Origin of the sequence: Exiguobacterium marinum DSM 16307 (assembly GCF_000620845.1) — a bacterium.
Lineage (GTDB): Bacteria > Bacillota > Bacilli > Exiguobacteriales > Exiguobacteriaceae > Exiguobacterium > Exiguobacterium marinum.
Genome location: NZ_KK211189.1, coordinates 2,356,494 through 2,380,625, shown reverse-complemented (window position 1 = coordinate 2,380,625; position 24,132 = coordinate 2,356,494). Strand labels below are relative to the sequence as shown.

General features: G+C 48.9%; 26 protein-coding genes. 24 read left to right on the top strand and 2 right to left on the bottom strand.

The annotated features are described in order from the left end of the window. The first annotated feature begins 11 nt into the window (after window positions 1–11). From P400_RS0112590 to mnhG, 11 genes are all read left to right on the top strand, one after another. Window positions 12–590 carry a TetR/AcrR family transcriptional regulator gene (locus P400_RS0112590; RefSeq protein WP_026826539.1) on the top strand — a complete coding sequence of 193 codons (579 nt, stop codon included), beginning with the start codon at window positions 12–14 and terminating at the stop codon, window positions 588–590. A 79-nt stretch (window positions 591–669) separates the two neighbouring features. Further along, complete coding sequence (locus P400_RS0112585) at window positions 670–1,443, top strand: electron transfer flavoprotein subunit beta/FixA family protein (protein ID WP_026826538.1); 774 nt, start codon at window positions 670–672, stop codon at window positions 1,441–1,443. A gap of 14 nt (window positions 1,444–1,457) precedes the next feature. Beyond that, window positions 1,458–2,423 carry an electron transfer flavoprotein subunit alpha/FixB family protein gene (locus P400_RS0112580; RefSeq protein WP_026826537.1) on the top strand — a complete coding sequence of 322 codons (966 nt, stop codon included), beginning with the start codon at window positions 1,458–1,460 and terminating at the stop codon, window positions 2,421–2,423. 107 nt (window positions 2,424–2,530) lie between these two features. Next, the gene (gene trxA / locus P400_RS0112575; protein WP_026826536.1) at window positions 2,531–2,845 is read left to right on the top strand and encodes a thioredoxin; all 315 of its coding nucleotides are present in this window, start codon (window positions 2,531–2,533) and stop codon (window positions 2,843–2,845) included. 347 nt (window positions 2,846–3,192) lie between these two features. Next, window positions 3,193–5,634: a Na+/H+ antiporter subunit A gene (locus tag P400_RS0112570; protein ID WP_026826535.1), complete on the top strand. Its 2,442-nt coding sequence runs from the start codon at window positions 3,193–3,195 to the stop codon at window positions 5,632–5,634. After that, window positions 5,606–6,043: a Na(+)/H(+) antiporter subunit B gene (locus P400_RS0112565; protein WP_026826534.1), complete on the top strand. Its 438-nt coding sequence runs from the start codon at window positions 5,606–5,608 to the stop codon at window positions 6,041–6,043. The genes P400_RS0112570 and P400_RS0112565 overlap by 29 nt, the downstream gene beginning before the upstream one ends. Continuing rightward, the gene (locus P400_RS0112560; protein ID WP_026826533.1) at window positions 6,043–6,384 is read left to right on the top strand and encodes a Na(+)/H(+) antiporter subunit C; all 342 of its coding nucleotides are present in this window, start codon (window positions 6,043–6,045) and stop codon (window positions 6,382–6,384) included. Before P400_RS0112565 ends, P400_RS0112560 begins: the two co-directional genes overlap by 1 nt. Further along, the gene (locus P400_RS0112555) at window positions 6,377–7,861 is read left to right on the top strand and encodes a Na+/H+ antiporter subunit D (protein ID WP_026826532.1); all 1,485 of its coding nucleotides are present in this window, start codon (window positions 6,377–6,379) and stop codon (window positions 7,859–7,861) included. The genes P400_RS0112560 and P400_RS0112555 overlap by 8 nt, the downstream gene beginning before the upstream one ends. A gap of 7 nt (window positions 7,862–7,868) precedes the next feature. Further along, entirely contained in the window at window positions 7,869–8,354 is a 486-nt protein-coding gene (locus P400_RS0112550) for a Na+/H+ antiporter subunit E (protein WP_026826531.1), read from the top strand. Continuing rightward, window positions 8,354–8,650, top strand: a complete 297-nt coding sequence (locus tag P400_RS0112545; RefSeq protein WP_026826530.1) for a Na(+)/H(+) antiporter subunit F1 — start codon at window positions 8,354–8,356, stop codon at window positions 8,648–8,650. Before P400_RS0112550 ends, P400_RS0112545 begins: the two co-directional genes overlap by 1 nt. After that, window positions 8,628–8,987: a monovalent cation/H(+) antiporter subunit G gene (gene mnhG / locus P400_RS0112540; RefSeq protein ID WP_015881097.1), complete on the top strand. Its 360-nt coding sequence runs from the start codon at window positions 8,628–8,630 to the stop codon at window positions 8,985–8,987. The genes P400_RS0112545 and mnhG overlap by 23 nt, the downstream gene beginning before the upstream one ends. A 42-nt stretch (window positions 8,988–9,029) precedes the next feature. Here the strand turns inward: mnhG and P400_RS0112535 are convergent, their stop codons facing one another. Beyond that, window positions 9,030–10,343 (bottom strand): dihydrolipoyl dehydrogenase family protein, encoded by a 1,314-nt coding sequence (locus P400_RS0112535; protein ID WP_026826529.1) that lies wholly within the window; start codon window positions 10,341–10,343, stop codon window positions 9,030–9,032. 70 nt (window positions 10,344–10,413) lie between these two features. Between P400_RS0112535 and uvrC the strand changes: the two genes are divergently transcribed. Then, a complete protein-coding gene (gene uvrC / locus P400_RS0112530) occupies window positions 10,414–12,204 on the top strand; it encodes an excinuclease ABC subunit UvrC (RefSeq protein ID WP_034771172.1) in 1,791 nt (596 codons plus the stop codon). Between the two features lie 208 nt (window positions 12,205–12,412). Here the strand turns inward: uvrC and P400_RS0112520 are convergent, their stop codons facing one another. After that, the gene (locus tag P400_RS0112520; RefSeq protein ID WP_235181858.1) at window positions 12,413–12,805 is read right to left on the bottom strand and encodes a YslB family protein; all 393 of its coding nucleotides are present in this window, start codon (window positions 12,803–12,805) and stop codon (window positions 12,413–12,415) included. Window positions 12,806–13,027: 222 nt separating this feature from the next. Between P400_RS0112520 and P400_RS0112515 the strand changes: the two genes are divergently transcribed. The 12 genes from P400_RS0112515 (at window position 13,028) to clpX (ending at window position 24,083) form a co-directional block, all read left to right on the top strand. Next, entirely contained in the window at window positions 13,028–13,645 is a 618-nt protein-coding gene (locus P400_RS0112515; RefSeq protein ID WP_026826526.1) for a succinate dehydrogenase cytochrome b558 subunit, read from the top strand. Between the two features lie 16 nt (window positions 13,646–13,661). Beyond that, window positions 13,662–15,419 carry a succinate dehydrogenase flavoprotein subunit gene (gene sdhA, locus P400_RS0112510; protein WP_026826525.1) on the top strand — a complete coding sequence of 586 codons (1,758 nt, stop codon included), beginning with the start codon at window positions 13,662–13,664 and terminating at the stop codon, window positions 15,417–15,419. A gap of 8 nt (window positions 15,420–15,427) precedes the next feature. After that, window positions 15,428–16,216, top strand: a complete 789-nt coding sequence (gene sdhB / locus P400_RS0112505) for a succinate dehydrogenase iron-sulfur subunit (RefSeq protein WP_193343274.1) — start codon at window positions 15,428–15,430, stop codon at window positions 16,214–16,216. Window positions 16,217–16,224: 8 nt separating this feature from the next. Beyond that, window positions 16,225–16,665 carry an acyl-CoA thioesterase gene (locus tag P400_RS0112500; protein WP_026826524.1) on the top strand — a complete coding sequence of 147 codons (441 nt, stop codon included), beginning with the start codon at window positions 16,225–16,227 and terminating at the stop codon, window positions 16,663–16,665. Window positions 16,666–16,739: 74 nt separating this feature from the next. Then, complete coding sequence (locus P400_RS0112495; RefSeq protein WP_026826523.1) at window positions 16,740–17,003, top strand: phosphocarrier protein HPr; 264 nt, start codon at window positions 16,740–16,742, stop codon at window positions 17,001–17,003. Between the two features lie 112 nt (window positions 17,004–17,115). Further along, a complete protein-coding gene (racE, locus tag P400_RS0112490) occupies window positions 17,116–17,919 on the top strand; it encodes a glutamate racemase (protein ID WP_026826522.1) in 804 nt (267 codons plus the stop codon). Then, window positions 17,912–18,661, top strand: coding sequence for a ribonuclease PH (gene rph, locus P400_RS0112485; protein ID WP_026826521.1), 750 nt, complete (start codon window positions 17,912–17,914; stop codon window positions 18,659–18,661). Before racE ends, rph begins: the two co-directional genes overlap by 8 nt. Continuing rightward, window positions 18,658–19,248, top strand: a complete 591-nt coding sequence (locus P400_RS0112480; protein WP_026826520.1) for an XTP/dITP diphosphatase — start codon at window positions 18,658–18,660, stop codon at window positions 19,246–19,248. Before rph ends, P400_RS0112480 begins: the two co-directional genes overlap by 4 nt. 5 nt (window positions 19,249–19,253) lie before the next feature. Further along, the gene (locus P400_RS0112475; RefSeq protein WP_026826519.1) at window positions 19,254–19,766 is read left to right on the top strand and encodes a metallophosphoesterase family protein; all 513 of its coding nucleotides are present in this window, start codon (window positions 19,254–19,256) and stop codon (window positions 19,764–19,766) included. A 543-nt stretch (window positions 19,767–20,309) separates the two neighbouring features. Further along, window positions 20,310–21,221, top strand: coding sequence for a hypothetical protein (locus P400_RS0112470; RefSeq protein WP_026826518.1), 912 nt, complete (start codon window positions 20,310–20,312; stop codon window positions 21,219–21,221). A gap of 89 nt (window positions 21,222–21,310) precedes the next feature. Continuing rightward, on the top strand, window positions 21,311–22,603 hold the full coding sequence (tig, locus tag P400_RS0112465; protein ID WP_026826517.1) for a trigger factor: 1,293 nt from the start codon (window positions 21,311–21,313) through the stop codon (window positions 22,601–22,603). Between the two features lie 211 nt (window positions 22,604–22,814). Next, window positions 22,815–24,083 (top strand): ATP-dependent protease ATP-binding subunit ClpX, encoded by a 1,269-nt coding sequence (clpX, locus tag P400_RS0112460; RefSeq protein ID WP_026826516.1) that lies wholly within the window; start codon window positions 22,815–22,817, stop codon window positions 24,081–24,083. The last annotated feature ends 49 nt before the right edge of the window (window positions 24,084–24,132 follow it).

Below are 24,132 nucleotides of genomic sequence, written 5' to 3'. Positions count from 1 at the left end.
GCTTGGGGTTTATGACAAATAACATTTCAAAAAGTGACCGAATCATTGATGCGGCGGTCAAAGTGATTGCAAATCATGGCTATCACGGTGCAAAGGTGACAGCCATCGCCAAAGAGGCGGGTGTCGCGGACGGTACAATTTACTTGTACTTCAAAAACAAGGAGCATCTCTTGATCGAGTTGTTCCAAACGAAGATGGGGCTGTTCATCGACTACTCGAAGCAACAAATCGAGAATGAGGCGACAGCTAGTAATAAGCTATATCAGTTGATTGAATCTCATTTAAAGCAACTGTCGGCCGATTACGACCTCGCTGTCGTGACACAAATCGAACTGAGACAATCGAACCTAGTACTTCGCCAAAAAATTGGAGAAGTGCTCAAACCGTACTTGAATTTAATTGATTCTGTCGTCAAACATGGAATCGAGACAGGAGAGTTCGACACCGATTTAGACTATCGACTCGCCCGTCAAATGATTTTCGGCACAATCGATGAGGTTGTGACGAGCTGGATGGCGAGTGGCTTCAAGTACGATCTATTGTCGACACTTCCGAACGTGCACCATATGTTAAAAAAGGGGCTTACTTAACAGTGAGCCCTATCACTAGCTCAAAAAATGAATGCTGATTCATGAATGATGGGAAGAATTGACTAAAGGGGGATCAACCATGAATATTTTTGTTTTGCTGAAACGTACGTTTGATACAGAGGAAGCGATTCAGCTCGAGAATGGGGAAATTCAAGAAGACGGTGCTGAGTTCATCATCAACCCGTATGACGAATATGCAGTCGAAGAAGCGATTCAAAAACGTGACGCACTCGGGGGAGAGGTCACGGTCATCACGGTAGGACCAGAAGATGCAGATAAGGAACTTCGTACAGCGCTCGCGATGGGGGCGGACAAAGCCGTTCGCATCTCGATCGAGGACGATGTCGAGGATGCGGACCACGTCACGATTTCAAAAGTCATTGCGACGTATTTGAAAGAACAAGACGCAGACCTCATCTTCGCAGGAAATGTCGCAATCGACGGTGGTAGCGGACAAGTCGCACCGCGTGTCGCTGAACTTCTCGACATGAACTACGTGACGACGATCACCGGTCTTGAAATCGATGGTACGACGGCAACGGTCACACGCGATGTGGAAGGGGACACGGAAGTCATCGAAGTCGCACTCCCACTCCTCGTGACGGCACAACAAGGATTGAACGAGCCACGTTACCCGAGCTTGCCAGGAATCATGAAGGCGAAGAAAAAGCCGCTCGAAGAACTCGAACTCATGGACATCGAACTCGATGAGGATGAAATCGAGGCGAAAATCGAGACGATCGAACGATTCTTACCAGAGGAGAAGAAAGCCGGGCGCATCCTTGAAGGCGATTTGTCGACACAAGTGAATGAGCTCGTACAACTTCTTCGCACGGAAGCGAAAGTCATTTAAGGGGGAGATCATAGATGAAAGCTTTAGTACTCGCAGAAGCGCGTGAAGGCGCGTTACGTAACGTATCATTTGAAGCCATCGCTGCGGCGAAACAATTAACAGACGATGTGACGGCAGTCGTGATTGGGGATCACGTGCAATCACTCGCCCAAGAACTTGGAGAACATGGCGCAAGCCGCGTCCTCGTCGTCGAAGACGAGCGTCTCAAACACTATACGCCAGACGGTTATGGACAGGTGCTCCGTCAGTTGATCGAGCAAGAAAAACCGGAAATGATTGTTCTTGGACACACGGCTCTAGGGAAAGACATTGCACCGAAACTTGCAGCACGTCTCGATGCCGGACTCATCAGTGACGTTGTTTCCATTGAAGGAACAGGTCGCGATGCAGAATTCGTTCGCCCAATCTACTCAGGGAAGGCGTTCGAGAAAGTGAAGTTCAAAGATTCGGTCATGTTCTTCACAATCCGCCCAAACAACATCGATGCGCTTCCTCGTCAAGCAGGTGCAAGCGTCTCCGTTGAAACGCCAGCAGTTGAATTGAAAGACCTCGCGATGATCGTCAAAGAAGTCGTTCGTAAGGCGACAGGAAAAGTCGACTTGGCGGAAGCAAAAGTCATCGTCGCAGGCGGACGTGGTGTAAAGAGCGAAGATGGATTCAAACCGCTTGAAGAGTTGGCCGAACTGCTCGGAGGAGCTGTCGGTGCTTCACGTGGAGCATGTGACGCCGACTACTGCGATTACGCGCTTCAAATCGGACAGACAGGTAAAGTCGTCACACCGGATCTTTATATCGCATGCGGGATCTCTGGAGCGATTCAACACTTGGCAGGGATGAGTAACGCGAAAGTGATCGTGGCCATCAACAAAGACCCAGAAGCGAACATCTTCAGCGTAGCGGATTATGGAATCGTCGGTGACTTGTTCGATGTCGTTCCGATGTTGACGGAAGAATTCCGCAAACACCTCGTCAATAGCTAATAAGCAAAACGTTTTGGGGTTGTTACCCTCCGTGGTATACTCTGAACATGAATTGCATGAGAGTTCTAAATCAGGACTCTCTCATCTTATTGGGGAGGTTTTTATAAATGGCTATTAAACACGCAACGACTCAATCGTTTGAACAAGATGTTAAAGAGGGCGTAGTCCTCGTTGATTTTTGGGCAACTTGGTGTGGACCATGTCGCATGATCGCGCCAGTTCTTGAAGAACTTGATCAAGAAATGAGTGACCAAGTCCAAATCGTGAAACTCGACGTAGACGAAAATCCTGAAGTCGCGGGTGCTTTCCAAATTCAAAGCATTCCAACACTCATGATGTTTAAAGACGGTCAGCCTGTTTCTAAAACAATGGGCTTCCAACCGAAAGAAGCATTGAAAGAGTTTATCGCGACAGCACAATAATTGCGTAGCAGCCGATGGTTTATCGGCTGCTTTTTTGTTTTGTCGACTGTAAAAGAAGGAAAAGAACAGGCAAGTAGGGAATAGAATGAGTTATTCCGTAGGGTATCACTCGGGTCATTTTCCGATACATAACGTCTGATTTCTAATTTTTTTTATAAGATTTCCGTCGGCTTCCTTCATATTTAACAGACAGAAAAAAATAACTAGGAAGCGTTTGAACTGGAAGCTTTTATCATGGAAACAGACTGAAAATTTACGCTATACTCATGAGGAAGACATGATGGAGTCAAGTGACCTTACTTTACGGCTCTATTAAGTGTACGACTCTGTTCGAAGGAGGAATTTTCTTGTCGGTGTTACATTTAGCTATTTTGTTGCCGCTCCTCGCGGCACCGTTCATCCCGTTTTTGTTTCGGGGGATGAAGCAAATTCATACAGGTTGGTTCGTCCTGATCGTTCCGGTCGTCCTCGTCACCTACTTCGCCGGATTCATTCCGATTACGAGTGCAGGGGACGTCGTGACAGCGACGATTTCGTGGATGCCGTCTCTCGGGATTAACTTCACGGCATACGTCGACGGACTCAGTCTGTTATTCGCCCTCCTCATTACGGGGATCGGGGCGCTCGTCGTCCTCTATTCAATTTATTATTTGAATAAGGATAAGGAATCGTTAGGACATTTTTATGTGTATCTCTTGATGTTCATGAGCGCCATGCTCGGGGTCGTTCTTTCGGACAACATGATTGTCATGTATATGTTCTGGGAACTCACATCGATTTCATCGTTTCTGTTGATCGGATACTGGTATGAAAAAGAGCGTTCTCGTTACGGTGCTCAAAAATCAATGCTTCTCACTGTATTCGGTGGATTATCGATGCTCGGGGGGATTGTCTTACTCGAGTCGATGATCGGCTCGTACAGCATTCGTGACATGGTCGCGAACTCAGGTGTCATCGCCGAGAGTCCGTTCTTCCTTGTTGCGATGATTCTCATCTTGCTCGGGGCCTTCACGAAATCTGCGCAGTTCCCGTTCCACATTTGGTTACCTGATGCGATGGAGGCACCGACTCCGGTCAGTGCGTACCTCCACTCAGCAACGATGGTCAAGGCGGGTCTCTATCTTGTGGCCCGTATGAGTCCGGTGTTTCAGGAGTCATCAGTATGGCTATGGACGATTGCAGGGGTCGGGATGTTCACGATGTTCTGGGGGTCGTTCAACGCTGTTAAGCAGACCGACCTGAAGGGGATCTTGGCGTTCTCTACGGTCAGTCAGCTTGGATTGATCATGTCACTTCTTGGTCTCGGGGCAGCTGCCCTTCATTATGACGGAATGGATGACAATATCTTTATGGTAGCGACAATCGCCGCTATCTTCCATTTGATTAACCACGCGACGTTCAAAGGTTCGCTCTTCATGATGGCTGGGATTGTCGACCATGAGACGGGCACGCGTGATATTCGAAAACTCGGTGGTCTGATGACCGTCATGCCGATCACGTTCACGATTGCCATCATCGGTTCGTTGTCGATGGCAGGTCTTCCGCCATTTAACGGCTTCTTGAGTAAAGAGATGTTCTTGAAGGCGACGACGAAAGTCTTCTCAGCCGACTTCTTTGCGCTCGATACGATCGGGATTTTACTCCCAATCATTGCCTTCATCGGTAGTGTGTTTACGTTCATTTACAGCATCATGCTGTTCGCACGGACGTTCATGGGCAAAGCGAAGTTCGATCAGTTACCGAAACAACCGCATGAGGCACCAATCGGCATGTTGATTTCGCCGGTCATCCTAGCGCTTCTCGTTGTCGGTCTCGGGTTCTTCCCGAACGTGTTGTCGAACTCGCTCATTAAGCCAGCCGTCGAGTCGATTTATCCGACACTCGTCGCACAAGGCCAGGAAGTCGATGTCCACATCTACTTCTGGCACGGACTCACGCCTGAACTATATATGACTATCGGGGTCGTCCTCCTCGGTTCCTTACTGTTTTGGCAGATGGGCAAATGGATGGGGATTTACAATCGCATCCCACACCGTTTGACGCTTAACGGAGTGTACGATGGTACGCTCGTTTGGTCGAATAAGGCAGCGTATCGCTTTAAAGACAACTATATGACTGGTTTCATCCGGTCGTATTTGATTTATATTTTCGTCTTCCTTTCAGGAATGATGCTCTTTAGCATTTGGTGGTTCGATATGTATAAGTTCTCATTCGAGAACTTGGCTGAGATTGCGCCGTATGAATATGTTCTCGGAGTTGTTGTCATGCTCGGTGCGCTCGCGATTCTATTCATGAAGTCGCGTCTCCCGTCCATCATCTTACTTGGAGTCGTTGGTTACGGCGTAGCCCTTTTCTTCGTCTTCTTCGGTGCACCTGACTTGGCGCTCACCCAGCTCGTCATCGAGACGGTCTCTGTGGCACTGTTCTTGCTCGTCTTCTATCACATGCCAGAGATCAGCAAGAAGGAAGTACGCATGCGCTTCAAAGTAGGGAATGCCATCGTGGCCATTCTTGTAGGAACGACCGTGACGCTTCTCAGTTTCATGGCGCTCACGAATAAATCGCTCACGTCGATCTCGGAATTTTATAAAGAGAACGTATATGAGCTCGCAGCAGGGAAGAACATGGTTAACGTCGTCCTCGTCGACTTCCGTGGATTTGATACCTTGTTTGAAATCGTCGTTCTCGGACTTGCGGCACTCGGAATTTACACGATGATTAAATTTAGAACATCACGACGTACGAAAGGAGAAGGTGCACATGAAGCAAAACAGCAAACCCGTCAATGATGTCATTTTGCAGACGGCTGCGATTATCATCTTCTTCATCATCGTCATCTTCTCAATCGATTTGTTCTTTGCCGGTCACTATTCACCAGGTGGAGGCTTCATCGGTGGGTTGATGACATCCGCGGCACTCGTCTTACTGCTACTTGCATTTGATTCGAAGACGCTCGCGAACGTGCTCCCAATCGACTATCGTCTCATGACAGCGACGGGGTTATTGATTGCGCTCGCGACAGGTCTTCACTCAATTTTCTTTGATCGTCCGTTCTTAACGCACGCCTACGGAAAGTTTGATTTGCCACTTCTCGGTGAGCAGACACTCCATACGGCGATTGCGTTCGATTTAGGGGTCTATCTCGTTGTCATCGGTGTCACCATGACGATCATTCAAACGATTGGAGAGAGTGAATAATGGAAATCTTCGTTAGCATCATCATCGGTGTTCTGACGATGTGTGCGGTCTATCTTGTTCTCTCAAGAAGTTTGTTGCGCATCATCATCGGCACGGCACTATTTAGCCACGCGGCACACTTGCTCGTCTTGACGACGGCAGGTTTGAAGACAGGGGATGCCCCTGTCCTTGTGGACGGCGTGACTGAATTTACGGATCCGTTACCACAAGCGCTCGTCTTGACGGCGATTGTTATCAGTTTCGGTGTAACGGCGTTCTTCCTCGTACTTGCATACCGCACATACCAGGAGCTCAGCACGGACAATATGGAAGAAATGAAAGGAACAGAATCGTATGATTAACTTACCGGTCTTTCCAATCGTCATTCCTGCGCTTGCGGCCATCATTATGATGTTCATGCCAAAACGGGTCCAACTGCAGCGCGGGATGGCTCTTGGAGCTTTAGTCATTACTTCGATCGTGTCACTCTTTCTCGTACACACGGTCTCCGTTGAGGGAATTCAAACCCTCAACCTCGGGAACTGGCAAGCACCTTTCGGGATCAGTCTCGTATCGGATATGCTGTCAGCCCTACTCGTGACGACGTCGACACTACTCACACTATTTGTCGTATGGTTCGCCGTCCATTATTTTTCAGATTCGTATGAAGGGAACTACTTGTACATCGCGATGTTGTTCTTGCTCGTCGGGGTGAACGGTGCCTTTACAACGGGTGATATTTTTAACTTGTTCGTCTTCTTTGAAGTCTTCTTGATGTCTTCATACGTGTTGATCGTACTCGGTGGACGTGGTGTCCAGTTACGGGAGTCGATCAAGTACTTGCTCGTGAACATCATCGCCTCGGCGCTCTTCGTCATGTCGGTCGCCTTGCTTTATGGCGTGACGGGCACGCTCAACTTGGCGGACTTGGCGATGAAGATCCCGCTCGTCGATAATCCGGATGTCATCACCGTCATCGGTGTACTCTTCGTCATCGTCTTCGGGATGAAAGGGGCACTTGTCCCACTTCATTACTGGCTCCCGGGAGCATATGTGGTCGCACCGACCCCGATTCTCGCGATGTTCGGGGCACTCTTGACAAAAGTAGGGGTGTACTCGATTTTACGGACGTATACGTTACTCTTTGATGGGAACGGTGAGTTTTTACAGACGTTCCTTATGGTGCTCGCTGTCCTCACGATCTTCATCGGGATGACAGGCGCAATCGCCTATAACGATGTGAAGTTGATCATCATCTACAACATTATGATCGCGGTCGGGGTCATTTTGTACGGAATCTCGGTCAATACGCAAACGTCTCTTGAAGGGTCGCTTTACTATTTGATTCACGATATGATCATCAAGGCGGTTCTCTTCATGCTCGTCGGGATGATGATTGGCATCACCAAATCTGGTCAACTCCGTGATATGGGAGGGCTCATCACCCGTTTCCCGCTGTTCGGATGGACGTTCTTCGTCGCAGCTCTCTCGCTCGCGGGAATCCCGCCACTCAGTGGATTCTTCGGGAAACTATTAATTGTATCAGGTGGAATGGATGAAGGACAGTTGTTCGGTCCGTTGCTCGTCCTCTTATCGAGTCTCTTTGTCCTCTATTCGGTCATGAAGATCTTCTTGAACGGATTTTGGGGAGAGGCGAAGCGTGAGTATGATGGACCGCTCGTCCCATATACGAAACGTTTAATTGTCCCTGCCTTCTTGCTGCTCGTCATTGCGGTCGGTTACGGATTCGGGGCAGAAGCCATCCATCCGTACATCACGCAAGCAATCGAGCCGCTCGTCAATCCAGAAATCTATATCGATGCCGTGATAAAGGAGTGAAATACAGATGGCATATCAACTATTGATTAACTTTTTCTTGGCGTTCATCTGGATGTTCCTCACGGGATCGTTCACATCGAGCGGATTCTTTATCGGGTATATACTCGGGTTACTCATCTTGTTCATGATGCGCCGATTCTTCAAATCGGGTGGAGGTAGTTTCTATTTTGCGCGTGTTTGGCGGTTATTTAAACTACTCTTGATTTTCATCCGTGAACTGTTCCTTGCGAACTTCGAGGTGTTACGTCTCGTCCTCAGTCCAAAACTGAAGATTCAACCAGGAATCTTCCGCTATGAGACGTCACTCGACAAGGGATGGAAAATCAGCTTGCTGTCGATGCTGATCACACTCACACCAGGGACGCTCGTCGTTCAAGTGTCAAAAGACAATTCTGTGCTCTATATCCACGCACTCAATATGCCGGATAAAGAAGCGTTACGAAAAGACATTTATGATAACTTTGAATCAAGCATTAAGGAGGCGACAGAGTGATGGATTTACTAGACATTCTCATCTACATCTCGCTCGCCATTCTCTTGCTTGCGATGTTGATGATGTTGTATCGCGTCGTCAAGGGACCGACGACAGCGGACCGAGTCATCGCGCTCGATTCCATCGGGATTGCGCTCATCTCGGTCGTTGCCCTGCTGTCGATCCTGCTCGATACGACCCTTTATTTTGAAGTCATCTTGCTACTCAGTATTCTAGCTTTCATCGGAACGGTGGCGTTCTCGAAATTCTTAGAGAGGGGAGAGATTATTCAACATGACCGCGACAATGATCTTTGATCTCATTACCGGCATCTTCACGATCATCGGCGTCTTCTTCACTGTCGTCGCCGCGATCGGTCTCATCCGTCTCCCAGATATTTATTCGAGAACACACGCTGCCTCAAAGAGTGCGACACTCGGTGTCATGTTCGTCCTCTTTGCGGCCGTCCTTCACGTATATGTCGATGAACGGGTATTTGACGCAAGACTCTTGCTCGGTCTCTTCTTCGTCCTCTTGACGGCTCCCGTTGGCGGGCACCTCATTTCGCGTGCAGCCCACGCGAAAGGGGTCCCGCTTTGGGAGAAGTCGTTACAAGACGCACTGAAAGAAGATAAAGATAAAGGAATCGAATGAGAAAAAGACGGGATTCGCCACGAGGCGAGTCCCGTCTTTTGTTTAGATGAGATAGGTGAGGTCGGAAGCGGCGGTCGGATAGGCGACCTCTAAGTGTTTGACGTGTTGATGCGACAGTTTGTTCTGTATAATGAAAGAGAACAGATTGATGAGTTCCGGCGCATGATGTCCGATTACATGTGCCCCGATTACGTGATCGTCTGCACTCAATAATACTTTCGTATAGGCGGTCGCGTCATTGATGCGCGAGTAGGTGAGGAAGTGCGACATATCAGTCTCTTTCACCTCAAAGTCAATCCCTTCAGCTTCCGCTTCCTCAACGGTCAGTCCGACCTTGGCAATTGGTGGCGTTGTAAAGACGATTGTCGGTGCCGGACGCTCCGGGAGTGCCCGTGTATTCCCATGAAGCATGTTCAATGCGGCGAGGCGTCCTTCCTGACCAGCAAACGGTGTGAGCGCCGGGTTCGGACTGCTGGCGACGTCGCCAGCTGCATAAATATTTGGATTGCTCGTCTGAAGATAACCGTTCACATGTACACCGTCGTGGTCTGTTTCGACTCCAGCCGTATCGAGGTGGAGTCGCTCGATGCTCGGGATTCGTCCGGTGGCGTTAAGGACCACTCCTTCAAGGGTAGAGTCATCTGATAACGTTAAGATGTTCCCATCAATTCTAGTTGGCTCAACGTCATGTCGGACGGTAATGCCGATATGCTTCGATTCCTCGACGAGTCGGTGGACGACGTTCGGGTCGAATGCTTTCAATGCACGTGAACGTATGAGGAGTGTCACTTCGCTTCCGAAACGTCGGAAAATATGAGCGAATTCAAAGGCGATATAACCGGCCCCGACAATGTGAATCGATTTTGGTAACGATTCGAGGTCGAACACATCATCACTCGTGATGGCATGTTCGCCCCCTGGGATATCAAGAGGACGGGGCGTTTGACCTGTCGCAATCAAAAATTGAGGGGCAGAAAGTTCGTGACCATCGATGACGATTGAGTCTTTATCGATAAAGTGAGGTTCTCCTTGATATAAATCGATGTTCATCTCGTTCCAATGTTGCGTCTTAGACGTAGGAATCGAGAAGCGGTATTCATCAATCCGCTTTTTGAAGGATGACCAATCGAGTGAGAGGCTGCCTTCTACGCCAAGTTCGCGCATACGCTCGGCACGGGCGAGTAGTTCGGCCCCTTCGGCAAGCATTTTTTTCGGATCACACCCGCGTTGAGGACACGTTCCCCCGAACGTCCAATTTTCAATAATGGCGATCTCTTTACCGGCATCGTGTAAAATCGTGGCGGCTTGGCTCGCGGCAGACCCGCTCCCAATAATAATGACATCGTATCGTTTCATAATATAAAATCCTCCTCTGACGAGATATCACACTCTTTTTCCCGTCTAGGAGGAAGCTAAACTGAGGTGAATGGAATTGAGTCATAGCGACCACATAAAACATAAATTAGCGCTACTTCCGGATGAACCGGGATGCTATCTGCATAAAAATGAATACGGCGAGGTCATTTATGTCGGTAAAGCGAAAAACTTGAAGAATCGGGTCCGCTCTTATTTCACGGGCGCCCACGACATCAAGACGATGCGCCTCGTCGCCGAGATTCGTGACTTTGAATACATCGTGACGGCGAGCGAACTCGAGGCCCTCCTGCTTGAGATGACACTCATCAAAAAGCACGACCCGAAGTACAATATCCGTTTGAAAGATGATAAAACGTACCCGTATATCAAGATCACGAATGAACCGTATCCGCGGCTCTTGACGACACGGAACTTGAAGAAAGACGGCGGACATTATTTTGGACCGTATCCGAACGCCTATGCGGCGAATGAGACGAAACGTCTCCTCGATAAACTGTATCCGCTCCGGAAGTGTCAGCCGATGCCAAAGAAACTCTGTCTGTATTATCATATCGGCCAATGCCTAGGACCATGTGAACTAGCGATTGACACGGATTCGCAAAAAGAGATCGTCAATGAAATCCGGCGCTTCTTGAACGGCGAGACGAGTGAGACGCTCAAGAAGCTGAACGTCGAGATGGGACATGCCGCTGAGGAGATGCAATTCGAACGGGCAGCTGAACTGCGCGACCAGATTCGAGCGGTCGAATCGATCATGAACAAACAGAATATGATCACGGCCGACCCGACAGCGCGTGACGTCTTCGGCTATACGCTCGACCGAGGCTGGATGTGCGTCCAAGTGTTTTATATGCGTGGGGGCAAGATGATTGAGCGAGACGTCTCGCTCTTCCCGATGCACGGAGAACCTTCTGAAGAACTCGAAAGTTTCATCGTGCAGTTTTATGAGCAAAACGTCGTCCCGAAAGAGATTCTTGTTCCGGAGACGGTTCGGCTCGATCTTCTAAACGAAGCGCTTGGTACGAAAGTGATGCAACCGAAACGTGGGGCAAAGAAACAGTTGCTTGATTTGGCGACGAAGAATGCGACGATTGCGTTGAACGAGAAGTTCGAGCTACTTGCCCGTGACGAAGAGCGCACGTTACTCGCGATGCGAGAACTCGGAGAAGCCATCGGCATACCGAACTTGTCACGCGTCGATATCATCGATAACGCGAACATTCAAGGGGCGGACGCCGTGTCAGCGCTCGTCGTCTTCGAGGACGGGAAGCCACTTAAGAAAGAATATCGGAAGTATAAGATTCGAACCGTCCAAGGGCCGGATGACTACGAGACGATGCGTGAAGTCGTCCGTCGACGGTTCCGCCGCTTGTTGACGGAAGAGAAGCGACTGCCAGATCTTCTGTTGATCGATGGGGGGATCGGGCAATTGAATGCGGCGCTCGACGTCATCCAAAACGAGTTCGGGCTCGACTTACCGGTCGGCTCGCTCAAAAAGGATGACCGACATCGGACGAGCCAACTGTTGTTCGGAGAAAGTGGTGCTGTCGTCGAGCTCCATCCACGGTCGAGTGCGTTTTATCTGTTGCAGCGGATGCAAGATGAGGTCCACCGTTTCGCCATCACCTTCCACCGCAGCTTGCGGACGAAGAAAATGACGAAGTCGATACTAGATGAGATTCCGGGTGTCGGTCCGAAGCGTCGTCAACAGCTCATCCGCCATTTCGGTTCGATGAAGCAAATCCGTCTGGCATCGCTTGAACAATTGAAGGAAGCAGGACTACCTGAAAAATTAGCGGAGACCGTGCTTCAATATGTACATGAGGAGACGGATGAATGAGAGAGTTGAAAATGTGAAACGCTCGGTTGGTTGTTGAAGAACGGACATTTCCCAGAAAATATCGTCGATGTCATACGTAAGGCGACTCAAGGATATGAAGTAGAGGTCGTGACGTTTCATCCACAAGAACTTGATGAATTTCGTCGATATATGCGTCGACAACTTCAGCAGAAACAAAAATAAGAGTCGATGCGGAGGGCATCGACTCTTATTTGTAATCGTCTTTCTGGTCTAGTTGGACGGTGATTTGGACGGCTTTTCGAGCGGGATCGGCGTAGCCTTCTGCAACACACTGGAAACGACCTGCAATCTGTTCGGCTAAAAACCCGGCTTCTAGTTGATAGTAGCCTGTCGCTTTAGCTTGAGTCGCAGGTGGTGGGGTCAATTCATATGTAAATTTACTCCCTCGTTCCTTCTTGAGTGTTAACTCGCCCCAACCTGCCTCTGCGAAGAAAGCAATCAGTTCATCGTCAGACATCGTCGGGAATTTACGGGCGACCCGTTTCCCTGACCAATAGATGACTTGGGCGTAATCTTCACCTAGCAAGTCCGTCAACACATAGTCGCGAAGAAGTTCAATCGCGAAAATTGGTTGGCTCATCGTTTCCATTATATCCCATCACTCCAATCTCTCTATATTATTATAACGACCAATCGGAATTTGGTCATCCTGAATTTTTGAAAAGAATGTGGCACAAATCGGCTAGGTTGTCTTGTCATACAAATTTCACAAGAGTAGAATAAAAGACAGAAAGCTATATCTGCATTTGAAAACGCTTTTATTGACAAAACGAGCCAATGCTCGTGAAAAGGGGGAACTAGAATGGCAGCGCATCGTGACTATTTTAGTCGTAAAGTCCATTCGCTACTTGGGGTCATTCCAATCGGTTTGTTTTTGATCGTTCACTTGTCGGTCAACTACTACATCGTCGATGGAGTGGAGTCATTCAACAAAGCAGCAAAATTTATGGAGAACTTACCGTATCTGTACTTCCTTGAAGTGACGATTATCGCATTGCCGATGATTTTCCATGGAGTGTACGGCGTGTACTATGCGTTTCTTGGATCGATCAACTCGAACCGCTATTCATACGCACGCAACTGGATGTACATCTTACAACGCTTCACAGGAGTCTTCCTCGTGATCTTCATCTCGTGGCACGTTTGGGAAACGCGCCTTGCGAAGTTACGTGGCGTTGAAGTCAATGCGGAGATGATGCAAAACATCGTCGACAACCCGCTCATGCTCATTTTTTACATAGTCGGAATCCTTTCGGCTACGTTCCACTTCGCAAACGGTCTTTGGTCGTTCTCGATCACATGGGGAATCACACAGTCACCTCGTTCGCAACGTCTCATGAGCTACGTATCAGGTGTCGTGTTCTTGGCACTATCTTTTGTCGGCATCCGTTCAATTTTGACGTTTGCAGGCATCTTGTAATTAGGGGGAATTTTACATGGCAAATCAAAGTTTGATCGTCATCGGAGGCGGTCTAGCTGGACTCATGGCGACAATCAAGTCGGCAGAGATGGGTGTTCCGGTAAAACTATTCTCGCTTGTACCGGTCAAGCGTTCACATTCAGTCTGTGCCCAAGGTGGCATCAACGGAGCCGTCAATACGAAAGGAGAAGGCGATTCTCCTTGGCAACATTTTGACGACACGGTTTACGGAGGCGACTTTCTCGCCAACCAACCGCCAGTTCAAAAGATGGCGGACAATGCTCCGAAAATCATTCACATGTTCGACCGGATGGGTGTTATGTTCAACCGTACGCCTGAGGGGCTCTTAGACTTCCGACGTTTCGGAGGAACACTTCACCACCGTACGGCCTATGCAGGAGCAACAACAGGGCAACAACTTCTCTACGCGCTTGATGAGCAGGTTCGCCGATACGAGGCACAAGGTCTTGTCGAGAAATATGAAGGTTGGGAATTCCTTCGTGCAATCGTGGATGAAGAAGGAATCTGCCGCGGTGCGGTCTGTCAGGATTTGCGCTCGATGGAAATTAAAGCGTTCCCATCAGACGCGGTCATCTTGGCGACAGGTGGTCCAGGGGTCATCTTCGGGAAGTCGACAAACTCGGTCATCAACACAGGACAAGCAGCGGCAGCGGTTTACCGCCAAGGCGCGGTCTATGCGAACGGGGAGTTTATTCAAATTCACCCGACAGCGATTCCTGGTGATGACAAGCTTCGTCTCATGAGTGAATCGGCTCGTGGGGAAGGCGGACGTGTCTGGACATACAAAGACGGGAAGCCATGGTACTTCCTCGAAGAAAAATATCCTGCTTACGGAAACCTCGTACCGCGTGACATCGCGACGCGTGAAATCTTCGATGTTTGTGTCAATCAGAAACTCGGAGTCAACGGCGAGAACATGGTCTATCTAGACTTGTCTCATAAAGATTCAAAAGAACTCGATATCAAACTTGGTGGGATTCTCGAGATTTACGAGAAGTTCGTAGGAGATGACCCACGTAAAGTACCGATGAAGATTTTCCCTGCCGTTCACTACTCAATGGGCGGACTATGGGTCGACTACGACCAAATGACAAATATACCAGGACTCTTCGCAGCCGGTGAATGTGACTATTCGATGCACGGTGCGAACCGTCTCGGCGCAAACTCTCTTCTTTCAGCCGTTCACGGTGGAATGGAGGCCGGTCCTGCGGCGGTCAACTATATGCGTGGTCTCGATCAAGCGACAGAAAGCGTCTCGGACGCACTCTTTAACTTCAACGAACGTGAAGAAATCGAGCGCTTCAATGAGATCCTCGCGATGGATGGTACAGAGAATGCGTATCAAATCCACCGTGAACTCGGTGAACTTATGACGGACAACGTCACGGTCGTTCGCTACAATGACAAGCTTGAAGCGACCGACAAGAAAATCCAAGAATTGCGTGAACGTTTCCATAACATCTCGGCTACGGATACGGCACGTTGGAGCAACCAAGGGGCATCGTTCATTCGACAACTCGACCACATGCTCGACCTCGCACGCGTCATCACACTCGGCGCCCTCAAGCGAGACGAGAGTCGTGGTGCTCATTACAAGCCGGAATTCCCGGAACGTAATGATGAGCAGTTCATGAAGACGACGATGGCACGTTACAAAGATGGGGAAGTCGATATCTCGTATGAAGAAATCGATGTTTCGTTAATCCCGCCACGTAAACGGGATTACTCGAAGAAAGGGGCGAAGACGAAATGACGACGCCAATGCAATCTGAACAAAAAGACATCCGCTTCATCATCGAACGTCAAGATGGACCGGATCAAGCAACGTATACAGAAGAATTCACAGTGCCGTACCGTCCGAACATGAACGTCATCTCGGCATTGATGGAAATCCGCCGTAATCCGGTCAATGCGAACGGGGACAAGACGACACCGATCAACTGGGACATGAACTGTCTCGAAGAAGTGTGTGGTGCCTGTTCGATGATCATCAACGGGAAGCCACGCCAGTCGTGTACGGCACTCGTTGATAAACTTGAGCAACCGATCCGTCTTGCACCGATGAAGACGTTCCCGGTCATCCGTGACCTTCAAGTCGACCGTCAACGTATGTTCGACGCGTTGAAAAAAGTGAAGGCATGGGTTCCAATCGATGGCACATACGACCTCGGTCCAGGACCGCGTATGCCGGAGAACAAACGTCAATGGGCATACGAACTATCGAAATGTATGACTTGTGGGGTTTGTCTTGAAGCGTGTCCGAACGTGAACGACAAATCAGACTTCATCGGTCCAGCGGCCATTTCGCAAGTCCGTCTCTTCAACTCACACCCAACAGGTGCCTTCCACGCGGAAGACCGCCTCGAGGCACTCATGGAAGACGGTGGGATCATGCAGTGCGGAAACGCACAAAACTGTGTCGAAGTTTGTCCAAAAGGCATCCCGCTCACGACGTCGATCGCTTCGATGAACCGTCAAACGACGCTTCACTCGTTCAAACAGTTCTTCGGTAGTGACAAAGGTCGCACCGGTTCTGCGGTCGAGGCATAAGCGAGCCGATGACCAAGTACTTTCGAGAGCCGGGTTGGGAAACAAGTGTCAAAGCAGGGATCGCGCTCGATGTGAAAGTTCGATTTTCTGAATGCGATCCATATGGTCACATGAATAACACAATTCCGTTCATCTATTTTGAAGATGCGAGAATCGAGTTGTTAGAGGCGATAGGTTTCTCCTTGAAGGATGGATTTGTCGTCGTCGCCGATGCGCAATGTGACTATGTTCGACAAGTCATGCCACGTCAACAGCTGACCGTGCATGCCAATATCTTGACGGTCGGAAATACTTCATGTGATATTCATTACGGGGCGTATGACGGAGACCGACTTTTATTCGCAGGACGGACAAGCCTTGTTCATTTGTCGAAAGAAGGTCGTCCTATGGAATGGGCTCCGGAATATAAAAATCGCTTGCAGAATTTTTGCGAATCCGCTATCATTTGATAATGAGTTCACAAACAAAAAATATTCTGCCGGTTCGCCTGTAGAATTGAATTTTGAAGGGAGACCATCATCTCATGGAAAAAACGTTCACAGTCGTTGCTGATTCAGGAATTCACGCTCGTCCAGCTACTCAGCTTGTTAACACAGCATCTAAGTTCCAATCAGACATCAACCTCGAGTACAATGGCAAAACAGTTAACTTGAAATCGATCATGGGTGTACTTTCACTCGGAATCGCAAAAGATTCTACAATCAAGATCACTGCTGAAGGTGAAGATGCAGGAGAAGCGATCAAAACGCTTTCTGACATGCTCACTAGCGAAGGTCTTGCTCAGTAATTTGGGTAAGGGACGAGGCGCCATTGGCGACCTCGTCTTTTTTTGTCATGGGAACGTTTCTTTTTCCGTCCGATGTTTTTTGATAAGATAGGTGAGAATGGAAGTGATACAAATGAAACGAGCGATTGGAGTCCTCGATTCAGGAGTCGGCGGATTGACAGTAGTCAAAGAATTGATGCGTCAACTCCCTAAAGAGGAAATCATCTATATCGGGGATACGGAACGCTGTCCGTACGGGCCGCGTCCGCACGATGAGATTGAAGCATACACATGGGAACTCATTGAGTTTTTATTAAAGAGAGATGTCAAAATGATTGTCATCGCCTGTAACACGGCGACGGCCGTCGTTTTGAAAGAGGCGAGGAAACGTCTTGATATCCCGGTCATTGGAGTCATCGACCCGGGTGCCCGCGCGGCCGTCAAAGGGACGCGCAACAAACATATCGGTGTCATCGGTACGAAGATGACAATCGAGAGCGGCTCGTATGAGAAGGCGCTCCGTCACGTCGCTGGTGAGGTAGACGTGTACTCGCTCGCCTGTCCGCCGTTTGTTCCGCTCGTAGAGGCAGGGGAAGTGTATGGGGACCGTGTCTATCAAGTAGTGGAAGAGACACTACGTCCGCTCCAAACATCCGAGATGGACACGCTCATCCTCGGTTGCACGCATTATCCGATTCTCGCTCCCGTCATCCAAGACGTGGTCGGACCGAGCGTCCACCTCATCTCATCTGGTGACGAGACTGCGCTTGAGGTTGCGGCAATCCTTGATTATCAAGAACTCGAGAATGGATTAGATACAGTCCCGACGCATGCTTTTTATGCGACCGGCGACATTGAACTGTTTGACCGACTTGCGAGCGAATGGCTCGGTCGTCCGGTCCATGCGGAGAAAGTGGAGGTGACGGGCATTGCGTGACACTAGACGATATGACGAACTGCGCACGGTTGAAATCGTGCCTCATGTAAATAAACATGCGGAAGGGTCTGTCCTTATTTCAATTGGCGATACGAAAGTGATTTGTACAGCGACTGTCGAAGAACGTGTCCCAAACTTCCTACGTGGGAAGCGACAAGGCTGGATCAATGCCGAGTACGCGATGCTACCACGAGCAACCGGGGACCGGACAGTCCGGGAATCGGTACGCGGGAAACAGTCGGGACGAACGATGGAGATTCAACGTTTGATTGCTCGTTCACTTCGGTCGGTCGTTGATTTAGAACGGCTTGGAGAACGAACAATCTGGATTGACTGCGATGTCATTCAAGCGGATGGCGGTACACGTACGGCATCCATCACTGGTGGCTTCTGTGCGCTCGTCTTGGCTGTCGATCGGTTGATACGTCAAGGGAAACTCGAGGACACACCAATTAAAGAAGGTGTAGCCGCGATCTCTGTCGGGCGGACAGACGAACTCGTGCTCGATTTAAATTATTTGGAAGACGCCGCGGCAGAAGTTGATATGAACGTCGTCATGACGGCGAGTGGTCGTTTCGTCGAAGTACAGGGTACTGGAGAAGAGGCGACGTTTACGCTTCAAGAGATGAACGAGATGCTCGGTCTCGCCGAGCGAGGAATCGAATCATTATTCAAGGCGGCTGAAGAAGCACTCGGTGCTTCGTGGTGGTACGTCGGAGAACGTTCGGAGGAGACTTTATGAAGTTGATTATTGCGACACACAATCCTGGAAAAGTGAAGGAACTCGAAGGGATGTTGACCCCGCTCGGGTTCGAGGTCGAGTCACTACTCGACTATCCGAATGCACCGGAAACTGATGAGACTGGTACGACATTCGAAGAAAATGCTGCATTAAAAGCGACAGAGGCGGCTACTTATTTCGGACACGCCGTACTCGCGGACGACTCAGGTCTTGAAGTCGATGCGCTCGACGGGGCGCCAGGTGTGTACTCGGCCCGCTTCGCCGGCCCAGAAAAGTCGGATGAGGCGAACAATGCCCTTCTTCTTGAAAAATTGAACGGGGAAACGAATCGTACGGCCCGTTTTGTTTGTGCGCTCTGTCTGGCGAAACCGACTGGAGAAACGTTGACCGTTCGCGGAACGATTGAAGGGACAATCGGCTACTCGCCACGAGGCGAGAATGGTTTCGGATACGACCCGCTCTTTATCGTCCCATCGCTCCATAAGACAGCGGCAGAACTTGAACGCGAAGAGAAGGCGGTCGTCAGCCATCGTGGACAAGCGCTACGGAAGTTGGAGGCAGAAATCACACCATTCATGAAAGGATGAAGCTTATGCGTTTTCTAATAGTGAGTGATAGTCATGGTCTGACCGAAGAACTGACAACGATTTTTGAACGACATGAAGCAGAAATCGATGATGCGTTTCATTGTGGGGACTCACAACTCGCTTTGGTCGATGAACATTTGTTACCGTATCGGACAGTCCGTGGGAATTGTGATTTTGGGGGAGACCTTCCACTCGAGCGAATCGAGACGACAGATGCAGGTACGATTCTGATCGTCCATGGGCACCATCACGACGTCAAATTCGATTTGAATCGTTTGCGATATCGGGCTGAAGAAGTCGGCGCGAACGTCGTCTTGTTCGGTCACTCGCATGTGGCGGGTGCTTTGATCGAGGATGGTGTCGTCTACATCAACCCGGGTTCGATACGAATGCCGCGGGGACGAACGGACAAAACGTATGCGTTACTTGACCTAGAAAAAGGGGAAGCTGCAGTGCGTTTCTATCGCTCGGAGGACGGTTCGCACGTCGAAGATTTGGACATCGTAGGAAAACTATGAGTTTCATATAGGAAATCGATTGACAGGAAACCATTTTTCTATTATAGTTTTCATGTCAATGTCCCAATAGCTCAGCAGGATAGAGCAACGGCCTTCAAGACAAATAGGAGCCTTTATAGGGAAACAGAAACCTATAAAGTGGACGACACTATATCGGTGAAGCCTTAACAGATGATGCTGATGGTAATACCGAGGAAACTCATTCCCGTATAATCGGGTCGAGTTGATTCGAATGGCTACGAACGTAGAGGTAGAATCAATGGAGGGGCATCATGCTCGTGAGGTTCCGTAGAGACTACACGTGTCGCACCTGAAATGGTGAAGATATAGTCCAGACTACAAACAACGCAATGTTGGTGACGAAAGTCATGGTGGTAAGCTAAGCCGTCGGTCGGGGGTTCGAATCCCTCTTGGGACGCTTCCATTTAAAATAGAGATGGTCTCTACGGAGATCATCTCTTTTTTCATTTTCCGGGAAATCGATTGACAAGGAATTGCGTCCTAAAGGAAGATGAAAGAGTATGGAAGAGAGGGTGAGGGAAGATGGAGAAGGAAAAGGACCAAGACTATCCGTTCCCTGGGAATTGGTCGCGTCTGCATAAGATGATTCAAGAGGCGGATGCTTCTGGGGAACGACAGCGGATCGAACCGATTTTATGGGATTGGTATCAGGTGATTCCGGGTGACCCATTTATTTTCATGGAAATCTTCCAATGTGCGATGGAACGACCGGATGATCCGGAAACACTCGAAAAACTACAGGAACTTGTCGCGATTCAGATGACGGAAGCAGAGGAACCGGCCTCTGGTGGGCTTCAGATTGCGCAGTATTACATTATGCGTGACCAACCGTTTGAAGCGGCGCACTGGATTAACCAGTATCTTGAATGGCAAAAAGATAAAGATACGGTCAACACACAGGCGCATCAGGTACTTCAAGTTTTAAAGATGACTGAGTTTCCGGCGGCGATTGCCAAGTTGAAACGGACGTTGACGCGAGGGAGTACAGGGGAGCAAATTGAAGCGTTACAACATGTCCATTTTAATATCGATTCGGTGCTCGACAATGTGCTTCACGAATTGCTCGAGTCGGAGCGACCAAAGCTCATCAAACTGATTGTATTAGAAAAAGCGTTTACCGAGCTTGCGAACATCAAATGGACGGATGGAGAATCGATGAACGAGATGTCGCAAGTAGAGGCGACGGCGCACATTGAGAAGTGGGAGAAGACTGTATTGTCACTTCAAAAATCAGTGGAAGGTGATGAGATCGGAACCCAGTTGTTGATGAATTACATGTACACGCATTATCCGTATGTGCCGGTTCCAACAGAGGATATCGAAGAGTCACTCGCACAAGCGAAACAAGCGATTTTGCATGACAAGGCGGTCGATGGTTTGGCAGCTGCGATTTTAGAGGCGGATCTGCGCTTCACACAGGCGTTATTAGACTAAATCCTTGTGTGCACATAGAGGATTTATGCTATAATACGGATTGTTGTACATTTTTGTACGGTATAAACGAATTGTTGGAGGGACTTAGCATGACAGCAAAATGGGAAAAAACATCAGGTAGCCAAGGCGTACTCACGTACGAAGCTCCTGCAGAAGCTTTTGATAAAGCAGTTGACGCCGCATTTAAAACAGTCGTCAAAGACTTGAACGTGCCTGGCTTCCGTAAAGGTAAATTGCCACGCCCAATGTTCAACAAAATGTATGGAGAAGAAGCACTCTATCAAGATGCACTCGACATTCTCTACCGCGATACAATCCAAGGTGCGGTTGAAGAAGCTGGTTTCGAACCAATCGCGCTCGAAAACATCGATGTAGACGGCACGCTCGAGAAAGGCAAACCAGTCGCGTTCAAAGTGACATTCGTGGTTGAGCCAGAAGCTGAGCTTGGCGAATACAAAGGTCTTGAGTACGAAGCTGTTGCTACAGAAGTAACAGAAGACGAAGTGACAGCAGAACTTGAAGCACTTCAACAGCAAGGCGCAGAACTCGCTGTTAAAGAAGGTGCAATCGAAAACGGCGATACAGCTGTCTTTGATTTCGCAGGTTTCGCTGATGGTGAGCAGTTCGAAGGCGGCACAGCTGAGAACTACACACTCGAAATCGGTTCTGGTCAATTCATCCCAGGATTCGAAGAGCAAATGATCGGCTTGACTGCTGGTGAAGAAAAAGACGTTGAAGTAACATTCCCTGAAGAGTACCACGCTGAAAACTTAGCGGGTAAACCAGCGACATTCAAAGTCAAACTTCATGAAGTAAAAGCAAAACAAGTTCCTGAACTCGACGACGAGTTTGCAAAAGACATCGACGAGTCTGTTTCTACACTCGACGAGTTGAAAGCAAGCATCCGTGAGCGTTTAGAAGCTGGCAAGAAACAAGAAGCTGAAGGTACGATGCGCGATCAACTCGTCGAGCAGGCAACTGCGAACGCGACAATCGACGTACCACAAGTTCTCGTTGACCAAGAAGTAGACCGCATGGTACAAGAGTTCGGTTCACGTGTATCTTCACAAGGAATCGACCTTAACATGTACTTCGAACTCACTGGTACTTCTGAAGAAGCAATGCGTGAAGAGATGAAAGAGCAAGCTGAAGAGCGTGTTAAAGCTCGTCTCGTCTTGAAAGCAATTGCTGACAAAGAAGAAATCGAAGTATCTGACGAAGATGCTGAGAAAGAACTTGAAGAAATGTCTAAACTTTACAACATCGCACCAGACCAACTCCGTACGATGCTCGCTCCACAAGGCGGTCTTGAGACACTTAAAGGTGACCTCAAATTCCGTAAAGCGATTGACATCCTCGTTGAAAACGGTAAAGCAAAGTAAGTTGATATTCGAAGGGACGACTGCCTAGCGGTCGTCCTTTTTTCTGTCACAACACATTGCATGTGTAATTCTTTGAAGTCGGAATATGTTCATGCTACAATTATTTCAACGCAGAGATGTAAAATGTCTTTTCGCGGTGCATCGCACCAGAAAATACAAATCGCGATTTATCGCACTTACATCCATTTTCACCACAGAAGGGGTGTATCGAATGTTTAAATTTAACGAGGAAAAGGGGCAACTCAAGTGCTCGTTTTGCGGGAAATCGCAAGAACAAGTCCGTAAACTAGTCGCCGGTCCTGGCGTATACATTTGCGATGAATGTATCGAACTTTGCAATGAAATCGTTGAGGAAGAGCTCGGTGTCGAGGAAGAAGTCGAATTCAAAGACATTCCGAAACCACAAGAAATCCGCAATGTGCTAGATGAATATGTCATTGGACAAGATCGTGCGAAACGTTCACTCGCCGTCGCTGTCTATAACCACTATAAACGCATCAATGCAGGTGGACGTGCAGATGACGTCGAACTTGCGAAGTCGAACATCGTCATGATTGGACCAACAGGTAGCGGGAAGACGCTCCTCGCCCAAACGATGGCACGCATCTTGAACGTCCCGTTCGCAATCGCGGATGCGACGAGTTTGACAGAAGCGGGTTACGTCGGTGAAGACGTCGAGAACATCTTGCTTAAGTTGATTCAAGCAGCTGACTATGATGTCGAGAAAGCCGAAAAAGGAATCATCTATATCGATGAGATTGATAAGATTGCCCGTAAGTCTGAAAACCCATCGATTACGCGTGACGTATCCGGAGAAGGGGTTCAGCAAGCACTTCTTAAAATTCTTGAAGGTACGACAGCAAGCGTTCCGCCACAAGGTGGACGTAAGCATCCGCATCAAGAATTCATCCAAATCGATACAACGAATATTCTCTTCATCGTCGGCGGTGCATTCGCCGGTATTGAATCGGTCGTTAAACGACGTGTCGGGAAAAAAGTGATCGGGTTTGGGAATGATCAAGAAAACCGCGAGTTGACACAAGAAGACTTGCTCGCCCGCGCACTCCCTGAAGACCTTCAAAAATTCGGTTTGATTCCAGAGTTCATCGGTCGTCTGCCAGTTATGGCTACGCTCACGACACTCGATGAGGAAGCACTCGTCGAAATCTTGACGAAACCGAAAAATGCACTCGTTCGTCAGTACGTGAAGATGCTAGAACTTGACGATGTCGAACTTTCGTTCACAGACGAGGCGTTGATTGAGATTGCCAAACTTGCGATCAAACGTAAGACTGGTGCTCGCGGTCTCCGCTCGATTATCGAAGAAATGATGCTCGATGTGATGTTTACCGTCCCATCGCGTGACGATATCGAGAAAGTCGTCATCACGGATGAAACGATTACGGGTCTTGCCGGTCCGAAATACGTCCTTCGTGATGGTACTGTCGAACAGACAGGGGATAACAAAGAGACAGCATAATTCTTTTAAGAAAGAAGGCTCAAACACTCGGCATATCCGAGTTTTGGGC